Genomic DNA, 18,406 nt, shown 5'->3' on the forward strand with positions numbered 1-18,406 from the left:
CTGCTGGAGCCATGTTCGCACACGCCGCATCGACTCCAGTACTCTCGCTGCCGATCTCACCATTACTCATCCAAATGGATCGGCTATCGCTCATGTTAAAAATATCCGGTTTAGAAAAAATGTAACTAAAAAGAATGGCGTATCTTCGCTAATTTATAAGCTTGCGTGGCCAGAACAACCGTTGCAGGAGATAGCTAAAAGCGTTGCAATTGAAGGCACCATCGCAGAGCTTAATTTGCAAGTGCAAAGCATTGCTTTCGATCCGCTTATACAGGACTACAACACTTTCTTTGTCGAGTTAGAAGATCTCTCGGCGGACTATGTTATCGAAGCTTTTCAGCGACTTGGCTGGCCGAAAAAACAAGAGCCGTTGAGCGCTCAGGAATTAGCTAGTCATTGGCGCATCGCAGATCAGCATGGTCAGCTATTTGCACGCCTGCTGGAGATTGCGACAGAAATCGGTGCATTGCATCGCGACGGCGATGGCTTTGTTTTCGCGGAACCATCCGTAACTAATACGCAAGTCCATCTGCAAATACTTAAGCAACGTTATCCCTTTGGTGAAGCTGAGTTAGAGATGGTAAGTCGTTGTGGTATCGCGCTTGCCGAGGTACTCACCGGTCATCGTGATGGCAGAGAGCTCGTCTTCCCCGGAGGATCGAGCGAAACGGCGGAGCGGCTTTATCGCGATGCCACACCAGCACGTGTTTACAATCAAATGCTGGCGAAGGCTGTCACCAGTATTGTTCAGGCTCGCGGAGCGCGGGCAATCCGAATTCTCGAAGTTGGGGGTGGCACCGGCTCAACTACGCATCATGTGATTGAAGCCCTGCGCGCCGCCGGCCTATCTCCGAACGAATATCTTTTTACCGACATATCGCCTCTACTGGTTCGTCGAGCAAATCAAGCCTTCGCCAATGAAGCTTTCCTTCGTACTTCAGTATTTGATCTCGAGAATGATGCAGAAACGCAAGGCATCGATGGTAAGTTTTCGATTGTTATCGCTGTAAATGTTCTTCACGCAACCTCCGATCTTGAAATGACCATCAAGCGTTTGAAGTCGCTCCTCGCCGACGATGGAGAGCTTCTACTGATTGAAGTAACGGGCAAGCAAAGATGGGCGGATATTACCGTCGGCTTACTGGATGGTTGGTGGTGCTTCAAAGATGTCCAGCTTCGCCCCGAATATCCTGCGCTCGCATCCGGCCAATGGCAAACATTCCTCAAGCAATCAGGATTCGATCGAGTTTCCACGATCCCTTCTGCGACCGATAGCATTGCTCTCTACAAGAACTCCGTATTCTCTCGCCAGGAATTGATCCTTGCAGGCGGGCTGCATCTCATGAAGCACATCCTCCTCATTGGGCCTCCGGATGCAGTTGAGCCAATCGAGGTGTTGCTGCGTCAGCGCGGCGCGATCGTGACCAGCACTACAGCGTCGAAGGCCAATGAATGCTGGCATAACTTTTCTAATTACAGCGGAGTCGTTTATTTTCCATCTGCTCCCGAAATCAATTGGACGGCTCCAGCTACTGAATCGATGAAAGACTCAGTGCTTGAATTCCTCGGAGTGGTGCAGATGCTCATTGACTCTGCCGCTCAGTCGACAGAGATCAAACCTCGTCTTTATATCGTTACGAACAATGCCTGTGCCACAGACGACGATAAGGCAGAGATAGTCTTAGCGGAGACGCCCCTACTCGGTATAGCGTGTGCAGTTGCTTTGGAAGCTCCTGCTTTGCGATGCACTTTCATCGACACTGACATCGTTCCCACCTCTACGCAATCGAGGAACAACTTGATTGCGGACGAGATCATGAGTGACTCGGAAGAGTTACGAATAGCCATCCGATCTGGCCGTCGTCATGTTGCGAGATTAGGCAGGCATCCAATAGACGAGCGACTATCGAGCAGCCAACCGATGCAGCTTTCGTTGGGCATGAATGTCGATTCCAATAAAGAAACTGCTGGTGGTATCGAATCTCTTGTATACGAACCTGCTCCGCATCACGATCTAAGTGCAGATCAAGTTGAGATAGCAGTCAGTGCAACCGCACTCAACTTCCGTGATGTCCTCAAGGCCACTGGGTTGTTGGATCATAGTGCTGTGCTCGGTACCGATTGCGTTGGAACAGTGACGCGCATCGGATCTTCAGTGGAAAATCTTAAAGTAGGGGATGCCGTTGTTGCTGTTGCGCCTGGTTGTTTTGCGACTCACGCTATTACATCGAGTGTCCTGGTAGCAGCGAAACCATCGCAGTTATCTTTTGCTGATGCAGCGGGGCAGACGATTGCTTATCTCACAGCGGACTACTGCTTGCAGGAGATGGCTAGCCTTCGCAAAGGTCAGCGAGTTCTCATTCACGCCGCGGCTGGCGGAGTGGGATTAGCAGCCGTTTTCATAGCGATGAGAGCAGGAGCTGAGGTTTTTGCCACTGCCGGTAACGAGCAAAAACGTGAATATCTGCGCAGCCTCGGCATTGCCAATGTCTACGACTCCCGCACTCTTATATTCAAAGAACAGATCATCGGAGGAGTAGACGTTGTTCTAAACTCGCTATCTGAGGATGCTGTCGATGCAGGCCTCAGTCTGTTGCGGCCCGATGGAATTTTCATCGAACTCGGCAAGACGGACATTCGTGGCATGGATTTGATCGCGCAACAATGGCCAAACATTCGCTATCATGCAGCAGATCTCACGCCTTTGTTTGCCGCTCGTGATCCTTGGGTGAAGGCGAAGCTGACTACCTTGATGAATGACCTGGCTACTGGAACTCTTCCCATGCTACCCGTCACTCGTTTTGAAAATGATGAGATCAAGCAAGCCTTTCGCTACATGGCAGCAGCTAAGCACATCGGCCGCGTCGTTGTTTGTTCCGCCGAAAAAGATTTCGCAAGCGGCGCACATGTCATCACCGGTGGACTCCGCGGCATTGGTCTAAAGCTGGCCGAGTGGCTTGTCCTTCAAGGCGCACGCGACTTGATCCTCATTGGCAGAAGACCTGCTGAACAGTCCGCCACTGAGGTGATAGAGCAACTCAAGGCAAAGGGTGCTTCGGTACGCATATTCAACGGCGATATTGCTGATTATGAAATGGCGACGCAAGTCGTTCTTGCTGCAGGTATTCATCTTCGTGGAGTCTGGCATTGTGCTGGCGTGCTCGATAACGCGCCGCTCGCTGAACAATCATGGAACCGCTTCGCAACGGTCATGCGTCCGAAGGTCGATGGTGCATGGAACCTTCATTCTCTTACCAAAAACAGCAAGCTGGAATTCTTTGTATTGTTCTCCTCCTGGGCATCGATTGCTGGCTCTCGTGCTCAAGCGAATCACTGCGCTGCAAATGCATTTCTCGATGCCCTGGCGCATCAACGCTTCATCGACGGGCTGCCTGCGCTCAGTATCAACTGGGGCGCATGGGGAGAAACAGGCGCGGCCGCAGGAGAGTCTTTCCAGCGTCAGCTCGCGCGCTCTGGCATGGAGTCCATGTCTTCGGCAGACGCATTCGATGCTCTCAAACGCGCGATCCATTCCTGGCGTCCGCAAGTAGCTATCGCCGATGTCCAGTGGCACAATTACCGGAACCATGCATCCAGTTCAACCTCTTCTCAAACGAACTCTAATCCGCTATATGCCGAGCTCTTTGAATCGCACGCGGATGAAATAAGTTTGGATCGGTCAGGTAAATCGCATCGGCCTCAGCCATCTCCAGCGTCTTCAATAAAGAGCGTATTCCCGTCAGCCATTGAGTTACGGGCGTTACATCCAGCAGCTAGAAAAGCTGCGATTCAGCGCATCGTCGATGAACTAGTTCATAAGACTCTTGATCTTCGTACGAACGAAGAGATCGATCCTGATGTGCCCATGAGTGATCTTGGAATGGATTCACTGCTCGCGATTGAGTTACGCAATAGCCTCGCTACGTTGTTTGCAGCACGCTTCTCATCAAGTCTGCTCTTTGACTACCCAACGTTGCGTGCCTTGACGCGCTTCATCGATCAGGAAATCTTTTCGACAGCGCCACCTAAGCTTCCTGACGCCGCTGCGCAGACTGCAAATGAACCTCATCTAGCTGGCGTCGGATCGTTCGATCACGATCCATTGAGTATCCTTGACGAGATAGAGTTGCTATCGGACGATGAAGTCGATGCACTTCTTGGAAAAGAAAATTCTCGCTGACCTGACCTTTTGGAACTGTAAACACTGAAGGAGTTTTGTAAGTGGCGATAGACGAGTCATCCAACCCATTTCTGGAGCGTATCCAGAAGCTCTCCCCTCAGCGACTCGCTCTTCTAGCCGCAGAGCTGGAGCGTCGCCTCGCCATTCGAGAAAATCCGGTTCCAGAGCCAATCGCAGTTACGGGGCTTGCCTGCCGTATGCCAGGTGGTGCTAATACTGCAGACGAATTCTGGAATATTCTCATTCATGCGAAGGATGCTATTGAAGTAGTTCCATCCTCTCGATGGGATGCCGATGCATTCTACGATGTCAATGCAGACGCGCCTGGAAAGTCTGTTTCCAAATGGGGAGGCTTTGTTCGCCAGGTAGAGGAGTTCGATCCAGCATTTTTTGGAATTGCTCCACGCGAAGCCATCGGCATGGATCCGCAACAAAGGATGCTGCTTGAGGTCGCATGGGAAGCTCTCGAAACTGCTGGCGAGTCTGCTGACACACTTGATGAGAGTTCCACAGGCGTCTTCGTTGGTATGAGCACAAACGACTATGCATCTCTTGTTACTCTAAGTGACGACGAAGCCTTCGATGCCTATTCTGGCTCGGGCGTGGCGCGCTCTACCGCAGCCGGACGTATCTCGTATTTTCTCGGCCTCAAAGGTCCGAATCTAGCGGTTGATACGGCCTGTTCTTCCTCCGCTATGGCCATTCATCTTGCATGTCAGAGTCTTCGCAATCAGGAGTGTCGGCGCGCTCTTGCCGGGGGAGTGAATGCTATCCTCGCGCCGCAGCTAACCATCATGCTTTCTCAGGCGCATATGCTGGCTCCTGATGGACGATGCAAGACTTTTTCTCGCTCTGCCGATGGCTTCGTGCGTGCGGAGGGTTGCGGCATGCTGATGCTGAAGCGACTCTCCGATGCTCGCGCAGACGGAGATCGTATCCTCGGGATCATTCGTGGTTCTGCTACGAATCATGACGGTCGCAGCAGCGGTCTAACAGCGCCGAGCGGTCCCTCTCAAGAGGCTGTCGTCAAGGCCGCGCTCGCTCACGCGCACATCGCTCCCAATGACGTGGATTATGTAGAGGCGCATGGAACAGGCACGGTCCTCGGTGACGCGATTGAACTCGGCGCGTTGGCAAAGGTCTTTGGTAAAGATCGCGCAAAAGCAGATAGCGCTGTGAAGCAGCTGCAGCTTGGATCAGTCAAGACCAACGTTGGACATCTTGAAGCCGCGGCAGGTGTAACCAGCGTGATCAAGGTGCTACTTGCACTCCAGCACAATCAAATTCCAGCTCATCTGCATGTCACTCCAGACAGTCAAAATGAGGCCTTGCTCGATCAACCTTTTGAGATACCTGTCAACGCAGTTGCATGGCAGAGGACCGCACGCCCGCGCATAGCCGGAGTGAGTTCGTTCGGCTTCAGCGGAACCAACGTTCATATGGTGATAGAAGAGGCGCCGCTTGCCTCGGTGGCTGGCCATCCAGCACCTGCTATCGCACTGCTTACTGCCTCGGCAAAGACTCCAGCAGCACTTTCTGCGCTCTTAGCCAACTACGCGCACTTTCTACGCGAGAATCCAAAAATAACGTTGAGTGATTTTGCATATACGCTCAACGCGTGTCGTTCGCATTTTCAATATCGCGTTGCTTTTCTTGCGTCCTCGATTGAAGATGCAGTAAAGCAATTTGAAAAACTCAGTACCGAAGATCTCAATAAGTCTGCAGCTTATCGCTTTGTTGCCGGTTATCAAGATCCACAAATTGCATTTTTGTTTACCGGACAAGGATCTCAATACGTCGGCATGGGGCGTGCCTATTATGAGCAGAACAATGTGTTCCGCGGAGCCATTGACGAGTGCGACAGGGTGCTGTCTGGAAGGCTCGCTCATAAGCTCTCGGCAGTTCTACTTGGCTCTCCCGATGTTCCTCGCGAACTCATCGATGACACGGCATGGACTCAGCCAATTCTCTTCGCATTCGAGTATGCTCTCGCAAAGATGTGGCAGTCCTGGGGAATTCATCCCAGCATCGTGCTAGGTCATAGTCTTGGCGAATATGTAGCCGCATGTCTCGCTGGAGTTTTCTCGCTTGATGCCGCGATTTCACTTGCTTATGAGCGTGGCCGTCTTATGGGACAGTTGCCGCGTAATGGAAGCATGATCGCTGTGCGCGCAAGTGAATCGGTGATCATGCAGGCTATCGGTAAGCTTCCAGTCACTGTCTCCATTGCGGCGCGTAACGGTCCTGAAAGCATAGTCCTGTCTGGCCTCAGTGAGGAGATTACCGCAATAGCAGCTAGGCTTGCCGAGCGGGGAATCAAGTCTCTTGTACTCACTGTTTCCCATGCCTTCCATTCTCCAATGATGGATCCTATGCTTGATGAGTTCGAGCATCAAGCGGCTAAGCTGCAATACGGAAGATCCGAGATACCGTTTGTCTCTAATGTCTCAGGCCAGCTTTTCACCCCGACCGAAAAAATCGATGCGTCTTATTGGCGTCGCCACATACGCGGTACAGTGAACTTCGCGGCGGGCCTTGCTACGCTGCTGGATCAAGAGCCGACAGCTCTCCTTGAGATTGGTCCAACTCCCGTTCTTCTAGGCATGGCAAAGGCTGCTTATCCAAATCTTGCCATCCCCAATACACCAGCCTTGCGTCGTGGCCGTGACGAATGGCAATGCGCGTTTGAAGCGCTTCAGCAGATCTATTTGATCGGTGCACCGATCGCGTGGGATAACGTTTATCGCGATCAAGCTAAACAGAAACTTGCTCTGCCAACATATCCATTTCAGCGTCAACGCTATTGGGTAAGTACGAAGCAGGCTTTACTAAAAAAAACACCAGAAAAAGCTGCACTCACATCGTCAGCATCGACGGATATTGAGGAGCAAAAAAGCACTGGCGATGCGCCACGTCTTTATGAAGTTCAATGGTCTGCAGGAGACGACGAAAGGCCAGTTTTCATTTCGCCAGAACGGGTGCTTCAGGCCGCGGAAGATCAAATCACAGCGCTTCTAGATGACTCAGCTTTTTCTACGAGTCTTGCAGCCTTTCCTGAATTCAAGCCAGCGATGGATCATCTCTGTGCGCTTTATATCCTCGATGCGCTAAAAAAGATGGGAGTAAATCTCCAGGCAGGCCAACGGATTACCGGCCCAAATCTATCTGTAGCGCTTGGTGCCACGCCTCAGCATGAACGTTTGCTTCATCGTCTTCTCGCTATTCTTGAAGAGGACGGCATAGTGATTCGTACAAGCGATACATGGGAGTTTCTCTCAATCCCCGATGAAGATCTTGGCGCAGAACACAACCGTCTGCTGGCGACATACTCGCAGTTCTCGGCCGAGCTTAATTTCCTTGCCCAATCCAAATACCTTGCAGAAGTACTACGGGGAACCATGCAACCTCTCGAAGTACTCTTTCCGCAAGGGTTGATGGAGTTATCTGAGCGGGTCTATCAGGAGTCACCGGCAGCGGGTCTTTTCAATCGAGCGATGGCCTCCGTATTGCGGCGCATCGTGGATGCGCACATCTCTAGCGATGCCACGCGACGTATTAAAATTCTCGAAGTTGGAGCAGGTACGGGAAGTACGACATCCCAGGTTCTTTCACAGCTGTCGTCTGATCGAGTTGACTACATCTTCACCGATATCTCACCCGCATTCCTTAGTGCGGCGCGTAGAAAATTTGCGTCCTATCCCTTTGTCCAATATTGTGTGTTGGATCTGGAGAAGGAATCTGGCTACTCAGAAATCGCTCTGCATAGTGTCGATGTGATCCTTGCAGCAAACGTGGTTCACGCTACTGTCGATCTCCGTCAAAGCCTGAATCATCTAACTCGCTTGCTGCGACCTGGTGGCACGCTCGTATTGCTCGAAGGCACTACTCCCTCTCGCTTCGGGGACCTTACTGTTGGCATGACCGATGGCTGGTGGCGCTTTCATGACACGCAGCTCCGCGAGAGCTATCCACTCATCGCGCGCCAGCAATGGATCGATCTACTCAGTGAACTTGGCTACTCAGTATCAGCACTCAGCGAGGATGGGCCAGCTTCCAGCCTTATATCCAATCAAACCATCGTTGTCGCTCAACTGCCTCATGAACTGCTCATTGAACAGACCGACATCGAAGCGCATTCTGCCGTACTCATTGGCGCGCTGACGTCTCGGATGCAACATGCATTAACCGACGCTGGAGTTTCAGTCGCAGGCAGCATAGCAATTCCATTCATACCGCAAACATCAGCAGGACTGCAGCAGCTTCGTGAACAGCTTCGAAGTCTGCTAAGCACAACATCACATCCTGAATCAATTGTGCTGTTTCTTCCAAATGCATCAGCCCCAAAAGATGTCCCTGAAGCTACCCTGGAGAACGCAACGATAGTCCTGGCTTTTTTGCAGGAGGCTCTCGAAATCAGTGCAACTGGCACAAGCAAGGCTGTTCCAAACATTTGGCTTCTCACGCAGGGCAACTATGCAAACCGCGGCACAGAACCGATCGACCTCTCTGTCAGCACCGCAGCAGCCATAGCCCGAGTGGCGCACCTCGAGCATCCAAATCTTGCTCTTTGTCACGTCGATCTACCAAGTCTCGCTACCGATGAAGATCTAAGTCAACTTGCACGATTGATTCGCATGGGCACGACTGAGCACAGCATCGCTTTGCACAGCGGCCAGACATTGATTCCCAGGCTCGCTCTCTCAGCAAGCAATGTTGCGCAGCATGCAGTCGATATAAGCTCACGCGGCGCATATCTGGTTACCGGTGCATTTGCCGGTCTTGGCCTGCGCACGGCTCAATGGCTTGTCGAACGCGGAGCAACCGAGCTTTACCTCATTGGTCGTAGCGATCCGTCAACGGAGGCTCGTGATCAAATTCACAAACTTGAAGAAGCGGGAGCGCGCATTCACACCCGTGTCGTTGATGTTTCACAACGCGCTGAAGTCCAGGATCTATTCAATGAGTTCGTCGAATCATCCATCGACCTGCGAGGCATCATCCATTCCGCAGGCACGTTGGATGATGGCGTCCTCTCGCAGCAGTCTCCCGAACGCTTTGCAAAAGTCTTCGGCCCCAAAGTGCAGGGCGGTTATTTTCTACACGAATTTTCTCAGCGTTATAAGTTGGACTTCTTTGTTCTCTTCGGTTCTGCAGCTTCCGTTCTAGGCTCTGGGGGCCAGGCTAACCATGCCGCGGCCAATGCATTTCTGGATGCTCTCGCAGAGTTGCGCCATCAGCAGGGACTTCCGGCAACTACCATCGCCTGGGGTCCGTGGTCTGAGATTGGCGCGGCAACGCGTATCGCGCGTATCAAAGGACCAGAACACTCCGCATCCCTGGGGCTTGGCTCAATCTCTCCGGAGCAAGGCTTAGCGCTAATGCAACAAGCGATAGTTAGCGGACTGCCCACTGTGTCCGCGCTGCCAATCGATTGGTCTTTGTATCTCGCTCCGCAGAGGGCGCATTACCGATGGCCGCTTCTCAAAAATCTTTTTGTATCGCAGCCTACGATCACACATGTTCCTGAATTTCCAACACTCACTGTGCTTCTTGAGCAGGCACCCTCTGACCGTCGGTTGAGTCTCATTCAGGATTACGTCAAAGCCCGCATCCTCACCATACTTATGCTGGATGCAGCATATCCACTGCATGAACATCAGCCATTCGCTGAACTCGGTTTGGATTCGCTCATGGCTCTCGAACTTAAGAATGAACTACAGAAAGCCGTCGGCTCCGATCTGCCTTCTACCTTTCTTTTTGAATATCCGACACTGCGCCTGGCTTCTACTTATCTCGACGCGCTCATGGTTGGCACGCGTACAGGTGAGTTCGCCGGGCACGATTCCTCGAATGAAGAGGAGATCGTTCTTTGAAGTCTCTGATCGAGTTTCTATCCGACACGCGAAGCCTCGGCATCACCCTCGGCATCACTGAAGACCGCCTGGTGTGCAACGCGCCCAAGGGCGTAGTGACTGCTGAGATTCGGCAGGAGCTCGCAGATCGTAAGGCTGATATTCTTGCCTTCCTTCGCCAGACTCAAAGGACCACCGCCTCCGAACTTCCATCCAATCCATCGGCGGAACTTCCGCTGTCGCATTCGCAACAGCGACTCTGGTTTTTTACGCAACTCGACCCGGATAATCCTGTATACAACGTAGTCATCTCCATCTGGCTCAATGGACAACTGAATCGTGAAGCACTTGAACGATCTCTACGCTCCATTGTTGAGCGGCATGATTCATTACGCACCGGATTCTATGGGCGCAACGGTCAGCCTTTTGCGCAAATCAAAGATATCTCAAGTTGGAAATTATCCAACATAGACCTCACTCACTTGAATGAGGAAGAAGCAAAATCAGAGGCAGGTCGTCTTGCCCGTATTGCTGCTCGTGAGCCGTTTCGATTGGATCATCCACCGCTCTTCCGCGCCTCACTTTTTCAAGTCTCATCGCAGCGCGCACTGCTCGTGGTAGCCATGCATCACATCGTTTCTGATGGATGGTCGCTCGGCATTCTTTCGCAGGAACTAACTCAGCTCTATGCCGCATTTGTGAGTGGACAGCCATCACCGCTTGCAACACCTTCGTTTCAATTTCAAGATTACGTGCGATGGGAACAGGAGGCAGGCCGCAAGGCCGCAGACCGACAGTTGCCCTTCTGGCTTGAACGCCTAAGTGGCGAATTGCCTGTACTCGAATTGCCCTGTGACCGGCCGCGTCCCGCCATCCAGACCTTCAATGGCAATCGCATCGCCATCAATATAGAAGAGCCTCTGGCGCAACAGCTTCGCGAACTCAGCCGCGTCACAGGCACAACTGTCTTCATGATATTTCTCGCGGCTTTTCAGACGCTGCTATATCGTTACACTGGTGTTGAAGACATCCTGGTAGGCAGCAGCACTTCCAACCGTCCCCGCCAGGAATTTACTACGCAGGTTGGATTTTTCGTCAACAACCTTGTTCTTCGCGGTGATCTAAGCGGCAATCCCACCTTTACGGAACTCCTCAAGCGTATTCAGGAAACAGCCACGTCTGCTTTTGCTCATCAAAACGTGCCATTCGAACGATTGGTTGAAGCGCTGCATCCGGAGCGAGCCTTAAGTCATAACCCGCTCGTTCAAGCGATGTTCAACTTTCAAAATCTTCCGATGCCCGAGTTGCATTTCGCAGCCCTGACGGCAGAGATTGCTGACATCGATCCGGGCATCGCACGCGCCGATCTCAATCTTGAAATATGGCCGCGACCGCAAGGCTATCGTTGTGACTTTGAATACAGCACCGACCTCTTTGACGAGATAACAATACGGCAGATGCAGCGTCATTTCGTGCGCATTATCGAAGCAGCCGTGGCTAATCCTATGTGCCACATCGGCATGTTGCCTCTGCTCAGTGATTTTGAAGATCAGCAACTCATCGAGGATTGGAACAATACCGCTACACCTGCTCCCCAATATGCCACTGTTCCTGCATGGTTTCGGGCCCAGGCTGCCTCTAAGCCCACGGCGACGGCAGTCGTGGCCAATGACGAAAGCATGACCTATGCCGAGTTGAACGAGCGGTCTGACCATCTCGCCGCGATCCTTAAACTCCACGGCATCGGCAGGGAAGTCATCGCCGGAATCTATCTCTCTCGCAGCCTCAACATGGTGGTCGCTCTACTGGCAGTGCTCAAAGCAGGAGGAGCATATCTTCCGCTCGATCCAGCATTCCCAGGGCATCGCATCGAATTTCTGTTGAACGATGCAAATGTCCCACTGCTCTTGACTGAATCTTCCCTGGCTGCGGCTCTTCCAAAGACCCAGGCTCGGATACTCGTGATCGACGAGCCAATCGAAATCGGAGAGCGAGTCGGAGCATCCATCACTGCAACTCTCGAAAACTCGAACAGTGAACCAAGACCAGAAGATCTGGCCTACATGATTTATACCTCGGGTTCTACGGGTACACCTAAGGGAACGGAAATCACACACGGTGCGCTCGTGAACTTGTTGGCCTCGATGCTGCAAGAGCCGGGCCTGCGCAGCGGAGACACGCTACTCTCTGTCACTACGCTATCTTTCGACATTGCAGCCCTGGAGGTCTTCGGGCCTTTGGTCTCCGGCGCAAAACTTGTTCTGGCTACGAGAGAGCAAGCGATCAATCCACAGGCGCTTACCGAGTTATTAAGCGAGTTCGATATCACTATTCTGCAAGCGACGCCATCCACATGGCGCATGCTTGTGGAATCAGGCTGGACAGGTAAGTCCAATCTGCGAATGTGGTGCGGCGGCGAGGCGTTATCGCCTGATCTTGCAGAGAGCCTTCTCAGTCGAGGCAGCGCACTCTGGAACCTCTACGGGCCTACGGAAACCACGATCTGGTCGGCGGCCCATCAAGTCGTTTACGACGAAGTTCCTATCCTTATCGGTCATCCCATCGCGAACACTCAGTTTTACATACTGGATGCTTTCCAGCGTCCTACGCCGCGTGGAGTTGCGGGCGAGTTATATATCGCGGGCGACGGAGTAGCACGCGGCTACTGGAGGCAGCCAGAACTAACCGAAGCAAGATTTCTCCCGAATCCATTCGCGCAAATTTCGAACAGCCGTATGTATCGAACCGGTGATCTTGCGCGTTACCGCCATGATGGACAAGTCCAGTTACTCGGCCGCACGGATCAGCAGATCAAGCTGCGTGGCTATCGTATTGAACTGGGTGAGATTGAAGCTGTTATCGAACGTCATCCGCGGGTACTACGTGCCGCTGTCGTGCTGAATGGTCAGGGCGCATCCCAGCGGCTTGTTGCATACGTCAAGCACAGCGAAGACTTGTCCGCAAGTGAACTACGCACATGGCTTCAGCAACGTCTGCCGGAGTACATGCTCCCTTCGGTATTCATTACGCTGTCTGAATTTCCGCTTACTCCAAATGGAAAAATTGACCGCAAAAAACTGCCTGCACCTGAACAGCCCAAGCAGCAATCAGCTTCGGCTGCTATTGCCAAAAATCAGATGGAGCGCACGTTGCTGAATGTCTGGTCTGAACTGCTGCATTCGAACTCCATCCGTGTCACGGACAACTTCTTCGACCTCGGCGGTCATTCTCTTCTTCTCATGCAGGTTCATGCTCAGCTACGTCAGCAAGTCGATCCGAATCTCGCTGTTGTAGATCTCTTTCGTTATCCGACTATCGAATCGCTCGCCGCGCATCTGGAAAAACGTCAGTAAAATCAGGGCGTCAACCCAGGTATTTGCGCTGGCATTCGCGCAAGCATTTGATAGATACGAGGCAGCCGCATTCCAAGTGTCAGTCCACGCAAAGACATGAACACTGCGAACGCGCCCCACAGCCCATTGTTGCCAAACCTTGGTGCAAGCACGAAGACAAGTCCGAGAAATCCAGCCAGCGAAAGCAACATGCTGTCACGAAGATCGCGAGCGTGGGTTGCGCCAATGAATACGCCGTCAAGCTGAAATCCCCAAACCGAAATTACAGGCAGCAGCACAGCCCACGGCAAAAATTGAAGAGCAAGCTGCCGTACCTCAGGCTGGTTCGTAAACAAAGGAATCAGTCTGCTGCCGAAGCCAAGCCATGTAAGAGAAATTACAGAGGCAACGATAAAAGCTGCTGTTGTCGACGCACGCAGCACGGCACGAAAGTGATCTATCCTGCGTGCTCCAATGGCCTCGCCCACCAAAGCTTCCGTCGCGTTGGCAAAGCCGTCCAGACCATAGGATGCGATCCAATGGAAGTTCATCAGCACTGCATTTGCCGCGAGCACTGTGTCCCCGGCGCGGGCACCGACGCGAGTAAAGGCACCATAAGCAGCGACCAGGCCGAGCGTGCGCAGCAAGATATCGCGATTAAGCGTGAACAGATGTCGCAAGCTGGGCCCATGTAAAAGCTTCTCAACCAGTTCCTGCCCGCGAAACTGCGCTTGTGCCGGTCGCAATTGGTAGCAGATAGCGAGCCCAAGCACGCATCCGGATATATCGGCAACCATTGTCGCCGTTGCAATGCCCGCCAGGCCCCATTGAAGATGCAGCACAAGAAACAATGCGACGCCTACATTCACAGCATTGATCATTGCCTGCAACAGTAGCGCAGTGCGTGCCCGCTGGCGCCCTAGTAGATAGCCCAGGATGGCGTAATTCGCCAGGGCTGCTGGCGCGGCCCATATGCGAATGCGGCAGTAGATCTGCGCATTCTGCAGGACGCCGTTGCCGGCACCAAGAACATGAAGCGAAAGCGAAATCAACGGCGCTCGCAGCGCAACGATGATTGCTCCGATAAGGAACGCAGAAACCAGCGCGCGTAGAAAATGAAGTTGCAGATGGTCATGCTGCCCAGCACCTCGCGCTTGGGCGACTAGCCCCGTAGTGCTCATACGAAGAAAAGCAAAAGTCCAGAAAACGGCATTGAAGAAGATGCCGCCCATCGCCACTCCACCCAGCGCCGCAGCACCAGGCAGATGCCCGGAAAGGATCGTGTCCACTGTCGAAAGCAGTGGTTGCGTGAGATTTGACAGGATAAGAGGAATTGCCAGTTGAAAGACGCGGCGATACCAGTAGGACATTGGGCTGATTATAACGAGAAAGGCTCTACTTAATTCCGAATCCCCTTTCGAATCCTTGTTACCTTTATGCCGTATCCGGCATCAAACCTCAAACGGCTCGCTGGACGGTATTGCAAACGGCACTGCGCCTTTATGCAGTCCTCTGCGCTCCGAGCTTGAATGTCAGACTGGCAGTATAGGAACGTTAGCGCTTGATGACGCAAATCAACATGCAGATCAACACGGACAGCAAGAATCCAGACTCTGTTCTGGAGATGATAGCCCGCATACTGGCAGGCGAAAAACAGCTCTTCCATACTTTGATTCGTCCGGTAGAGCGCGCCGTCTTCGTCATGCTGTTTATGTTGTTGCACAATGAAACCGATGCTGAAGATGCGGCTCAGGAAACCTTCATCAAGATTTACCGCAATCTGCATGCGTTTCGCGGGGACGCTAAATTCAGCACCTGGGCACTCTCCATTGCTCGCAATGAAGGTCTAGCCCTGCTTCGGAAGCGCGCTCGTCGTCCTGAGGAACCACTTGAATCTCAGCTCGACGAATCCAGTGGAGACTTCACGCCCGCGTTGCTTACAGATTGGCGCGAAGTTCCGCTTGAAGCACTGGAGCGCAAGGAACTGGGGCAATGTATCGGTCGCGCTATCTTGAATCTGCCGCCAATTTATCGTGATGTAGTTCAGCTTCGAGATATCGATGAATTGGATGTTCAGGAAACAGCGACAGTACTTGGAATCACGGCAGGTTCGGTAAAAGTAAGACTGCATCGAGCACGCGCCATGTTGCAAAAAGAACTTGCCCCGGTCTTACAAATGTTTGCACCAAAGAAGCGTGGACTTTTCGGGAGGCGCGTATGAAGATCGATTGCAGACACGTCTGGGATTATATCTCCGCATATATAGATGGAGATGTAGATTCCTTGCTGCGCGCCGAGATCGATCGTCACTTGGAGCACTGCGAAATTTGTTCGGCTGTAATGGATTCCACACGTAATGTTGTCGTGTTGGTGGCCGATGAACGTATCTTTGAGATTCCATCCGGTTACGAAGAACGGCTGCATCAGCGCCTCGACGCAGTTCTGGCGGCAGAGCCATAGGAATAAGAATGGCCTTGCCGCCTGAATTGGTTCAAATATAAACATTCATAATGCAATCTGCCTGAGGCCGAGAATCGTACTTGTTTTGAGGGAGATAAGGCTGTTTCAATAGAATCCGTCTTAATGCTTGCCTCTTTGAAGCAGAGAGACGTAACTGTCACCCTATTCGTCGGGCATGTAAGGCAGTTGCCAGCAATATCAAAATTGCCCCAATGTTTTTTCTTTGTACCTTGTAACTTTTGTATTGCGCTTTCACTCCTAAGGGGCGAACACTGTTCCTGCGGAAGCACACGAGTCATCGAGTGCTTCTGCTATGCAGCAACCAGCGGAGCATTCTCCGCTCATCAACCAATAGCGAGGACAAACACAGATGAAAACTTCAATGAATGCACTTCTGCTCACCGCAGCTCTCTCCGGTCTGGTGAGCGGCACTTCGCTCGCAGCTCAGCCTACCTCCAATGGCGCATCTGCGGCCACGACCACTGCCTCTTCAAACTCCGCAGTAGCAGGCGTACGTTATGTGGGTATGGCCGACAAGCCAGCCAAGCACTCGTGTAAAGGCAAAAACGACTGCAAGGGACAGGGCGGCTGCAAAGCCGGCGACAATGGCTGCAAAGGCAAGAATAGCTGCAAGGGCAAGGGCGGTTGCGCTACCGATGGCACCAAGCCACCCAAGGTTGCCTAAGGCGTCTATCCGCAATCTCGTTTCATGCGAGATGCAATGTCACCGGGGACAGATCCTATCTGTCTCCGGTGCTGCTTAGGATGTTTTGCCGAGACGATATCACCTGAAATATAGAGGCTATGTATGGCGGGAAATCGATTCAACGGATTTCAAAATCACGGTGTAGGCATCGGGCTTCGCATCCCTCATTACGACCATATCTTTTCGCATAAGCCCGCCGTCGATTGGTTTGAAATCATCTCGGAAAATTACATGATCGATGGTGGTCGCCCGCTGCATATGCTCGATCGCATCATGGAGCAATACAAAGTCGTTCAGCACGGCGTCTCCATGTATTTCGGCTCGTCACAAGCTCCGGATCGTGAGCATCTCAGCCGACTCAAGACACTTACAAAGCGCACCCATACGCCCTGGCTCTCCGATCATCTCTGCTGGGGAAGCATCGACGGCACTTACTCGCATGATCTGTTGCCTCTACCCTACACGTGGGAAGCAGTAGAGAAGACGGCGGCCCGCATCCGCGAAGTGCAGGACTTTCTTGAGATCCCAATCGCTGTAGAAAATGTGAGCAGTTACGCCGAGTTCACCTTCTCTGAAATGACCGAATGGGAGTTCCTCAATGAAGTAGTCGAGCGCGCTGACTGCGGCATACTTCTCGATGTAAATAATATTTATGTCTCCTCGGTCAATCACAACTTTGCGCCCATGGATTATGTGAACGCAGTGCCTGCTGAGCGTGTTGCGCAAATCCACATCGCCGGTCACAGCCGCTACGAAAAGTACATCCTCGATACTCATGATCATCCCGTGATAGAGCCTGTATGGGACTTATACGCACGAGCCATAGAGCGCTGCGGACCTACGCCAACATTGCTCGAATGGGATGATCGCATCCCGGCATTTGATGAAGTTCACGCCGAGGCCCGCAAGGCTGAAAAGTATCTGCAGCCAGCCCAGTCAAAGGAACTTGTACCCGAATTGATTGGAGCTGCGAAATGAATCTCGAGCAACTGCAAAGAGCCATGGCCGCAGCCGTGATGCAACCACTTACTCGAGATGAAGAGATGCAATCGCATGACGCGGCCGGTAGAGGAATGGATGAGGTTGCTTCCGAGTTCATCAAACCCAATGATCGCCTGACTGCATTTGAGCGCTTGGAAATTTATAACCGCCAATACTGGTTTCGTCTCCAGGGAACCTTCGCTGAAGACTTTCCCGCGCTGCGCGCAGTGATCGGTCCAGAGCGTTTTGAGGTATTGACGAATGCTTATCTTGAGGCACATCCAAGCCGGTCCTTTTCTCTCAGAAATCTCGGCTCCAATCTGCTCGAATGGCTCACAAGCAATCCTCAATGGGCTGGCCCGCAAATAGCGTTAGCACTCGATGTCGTGCGTGTTGAGTGGGCATGTATTGAGGCCTTTGACAACGCAGAATATCAACCATTGAACCTCGCAGAGATCTCACAACTCGGCGCCGATTCAAAGCTGACATTGCAACCGCATCTTCAATTACTCGCGCTGAGTTATCCCGCTGACAGCCTTGTACTTGAGCTACACCAGAAGCAGAGGCGGGAATCGAGCGAAGCTGGAACTCGCAGCGACATCGAAGATTCCATTCCATATACACGGATACGTCTGCGCAAACGTGCGACGTGGCTGGCCATTCATCGTGCTGACCTATCGGTGTATTACAAGAGCCTTACGCGTCCGGAGTTTCTTACTCTCTCTGCACTGCGAAACGGTTCCACGCTCCCCGATGCTCTTGAGGCGGGGTTCGAAGGTTCACGCATGGCAACAGCCACCCGCATCAACGCCGTGCGCGAATGGTTTACTCATTGGGCTGAGCTTGGCTGGATCTGCCGACCGGAAGCCGATACTAATTCGAAATTAGGATAGCC

Annotated in this window: 9 protein-coding genes; 8 read left to right on the forward strand and 1 reads right to left on the reverse strand. The window is 52.4% G+C overall.

The window, feature by feature from the left end; genetic code table 11:
* Positions 1–241: 241 nt before the first annotated feature.
* From OHL19_RS22515 to OHL19_RS22525, 3 genes are read left to right on the forward strand one after another with little or no spacing between them, the layout of a single operon-like run.
* Positions 242–4,180: an SDR family NAD(P)-dependent oxidoreductase gene (locus tag OHL19_RS22515; protein WP_263360096.1), complete on the forward strand. Its 3,939-nt coding sequence runs from the start codon at positions 242–244 to the stop codon at positions 4,178–4,180.
* A gap of 41 nt (positions 4,181–4,221) precedes the next feature.
* Positions 4,222–10,053: a type I polyketide synthase gene (locus OHL19_RS22520; RefSeq protein WP_263360097.1), complete on the forward strand. Its 5,832-nt coding sequence runs from the start codon at positions 4,222–4,224 to the stop codon at positions 10,051–10,053.
* The gene (locus tag OHL19_RS22525) at positions 10,050–13,385 is read left to right on the forward strand and encodes a non-ribosomal peptide synthetase (RefSeq protein ID WP_263360098.1); all 3,336 of its coding nucleotides are present in this window, start codon (positions 10,050–10,052) and stop codon (positions 13,383–13,385) included. Before OHL19_RS22520 ends, OHL19_RS22525 begins: the two co-directional genes overlap by 4 nt.
* Before the next feature lie 2 nt (positions 13,386–13,387).
* Here OHL19_RS22525 and OHL19_RS22530 read toward each other — a convergent pair whose 3' ends face one another.
* Positions 13,388–14,734, reverse strand: coding sequence for an MATE family efflux transporter (locus tag OHL19_RS22530; RefSeq protein ID WP_263360099.1), 1,347 nt, complete (start codon positions 14,732–14,734; stop codon positions 13,388–13,390).
* 194 nt (positions 14,735–14,928) lie between these two features.
* Between OHL19_RS22530 and OHL19_RS22535 the strand changes: the two genes are divergently transcribed.
* From OHL19_RS22535 to OHL19_RS22555, 5 genes are all read left to right on the forward strand, one after another.
* Complete coding sequence (locus tag OHL19_RS22535) at positions 14,929–15,585, forward strand: RNA polymerase sigma factor (protein WP_263360100.1); 657 nt, start codon at positions 14,929–14,931, stop codon at positions 15,583–15,585.
* Positions 15,582–15,824 carry an anti-sigma factor family protein gene (locus OHL19_RS22540; protein WP_263360101.1) on the forward strand — a complete coding sequence of 81 codons (243 nt, stop codon included), beginning with the start codon at positions 15,582–15,584 and terminating at the stop codon, positions 15,822–15,824. Before OHL19_RS22535 ends, OHL19_RS22540 begins: the two co-directional genes overlap by 4 nt.
* 382 nt (positions 15,825–16,206) lie before the next feature.
* A complete protein-coding gene (locus OHL19_RS22545) occupies positions 16,207–16,509 on the forward strand; it encodes a hypothetical protein (protein WP_263360102.1) in 303 nt (100 codons plus the stop codon).
* A gap of 123 nt (positions 16,510–16,632) precedes the next feature.
* On the forward strand, positions 16,633–17,508 hold the full coding sequence (bufB, locus tag OHL19_RS22550; RefSeq protein ID WP_263360103.1) for an MNIO family bufferin maturase: 876 nt from the start codon (positions 16,633–16,635) through the stop codon (positions 17,506–17,508).
* The gene (locus OHL19_RS22555) at positions 17,505–18,404 is read left to right on the forward strand and encodes an HvfC/BufC N-terminal domain-containing protein (protein ID WP_263360104.1); all 900 of its coding nucleotides are present in this window, start codon (positions 17,505–17,507) and stop codon (positions 18,402–18,404) included. The genes bufB and OHL19_RS22555 overlap by 4 nt, the downstream gene beginning before the upstream one ends.
* Positions 18,405–18,406 lie beyond the last annotated feature (2 nt).

The sequence above is a fragment of the Acidicapsa ligni genome, assembly GCF_025685655.1.
Classification (GTDB): Bacteria; Acidobacteriota; Terriglobia; order Terriglobales; family Acidobacteriaceae; genus Acidicapsa; species Acidicapsa ligni.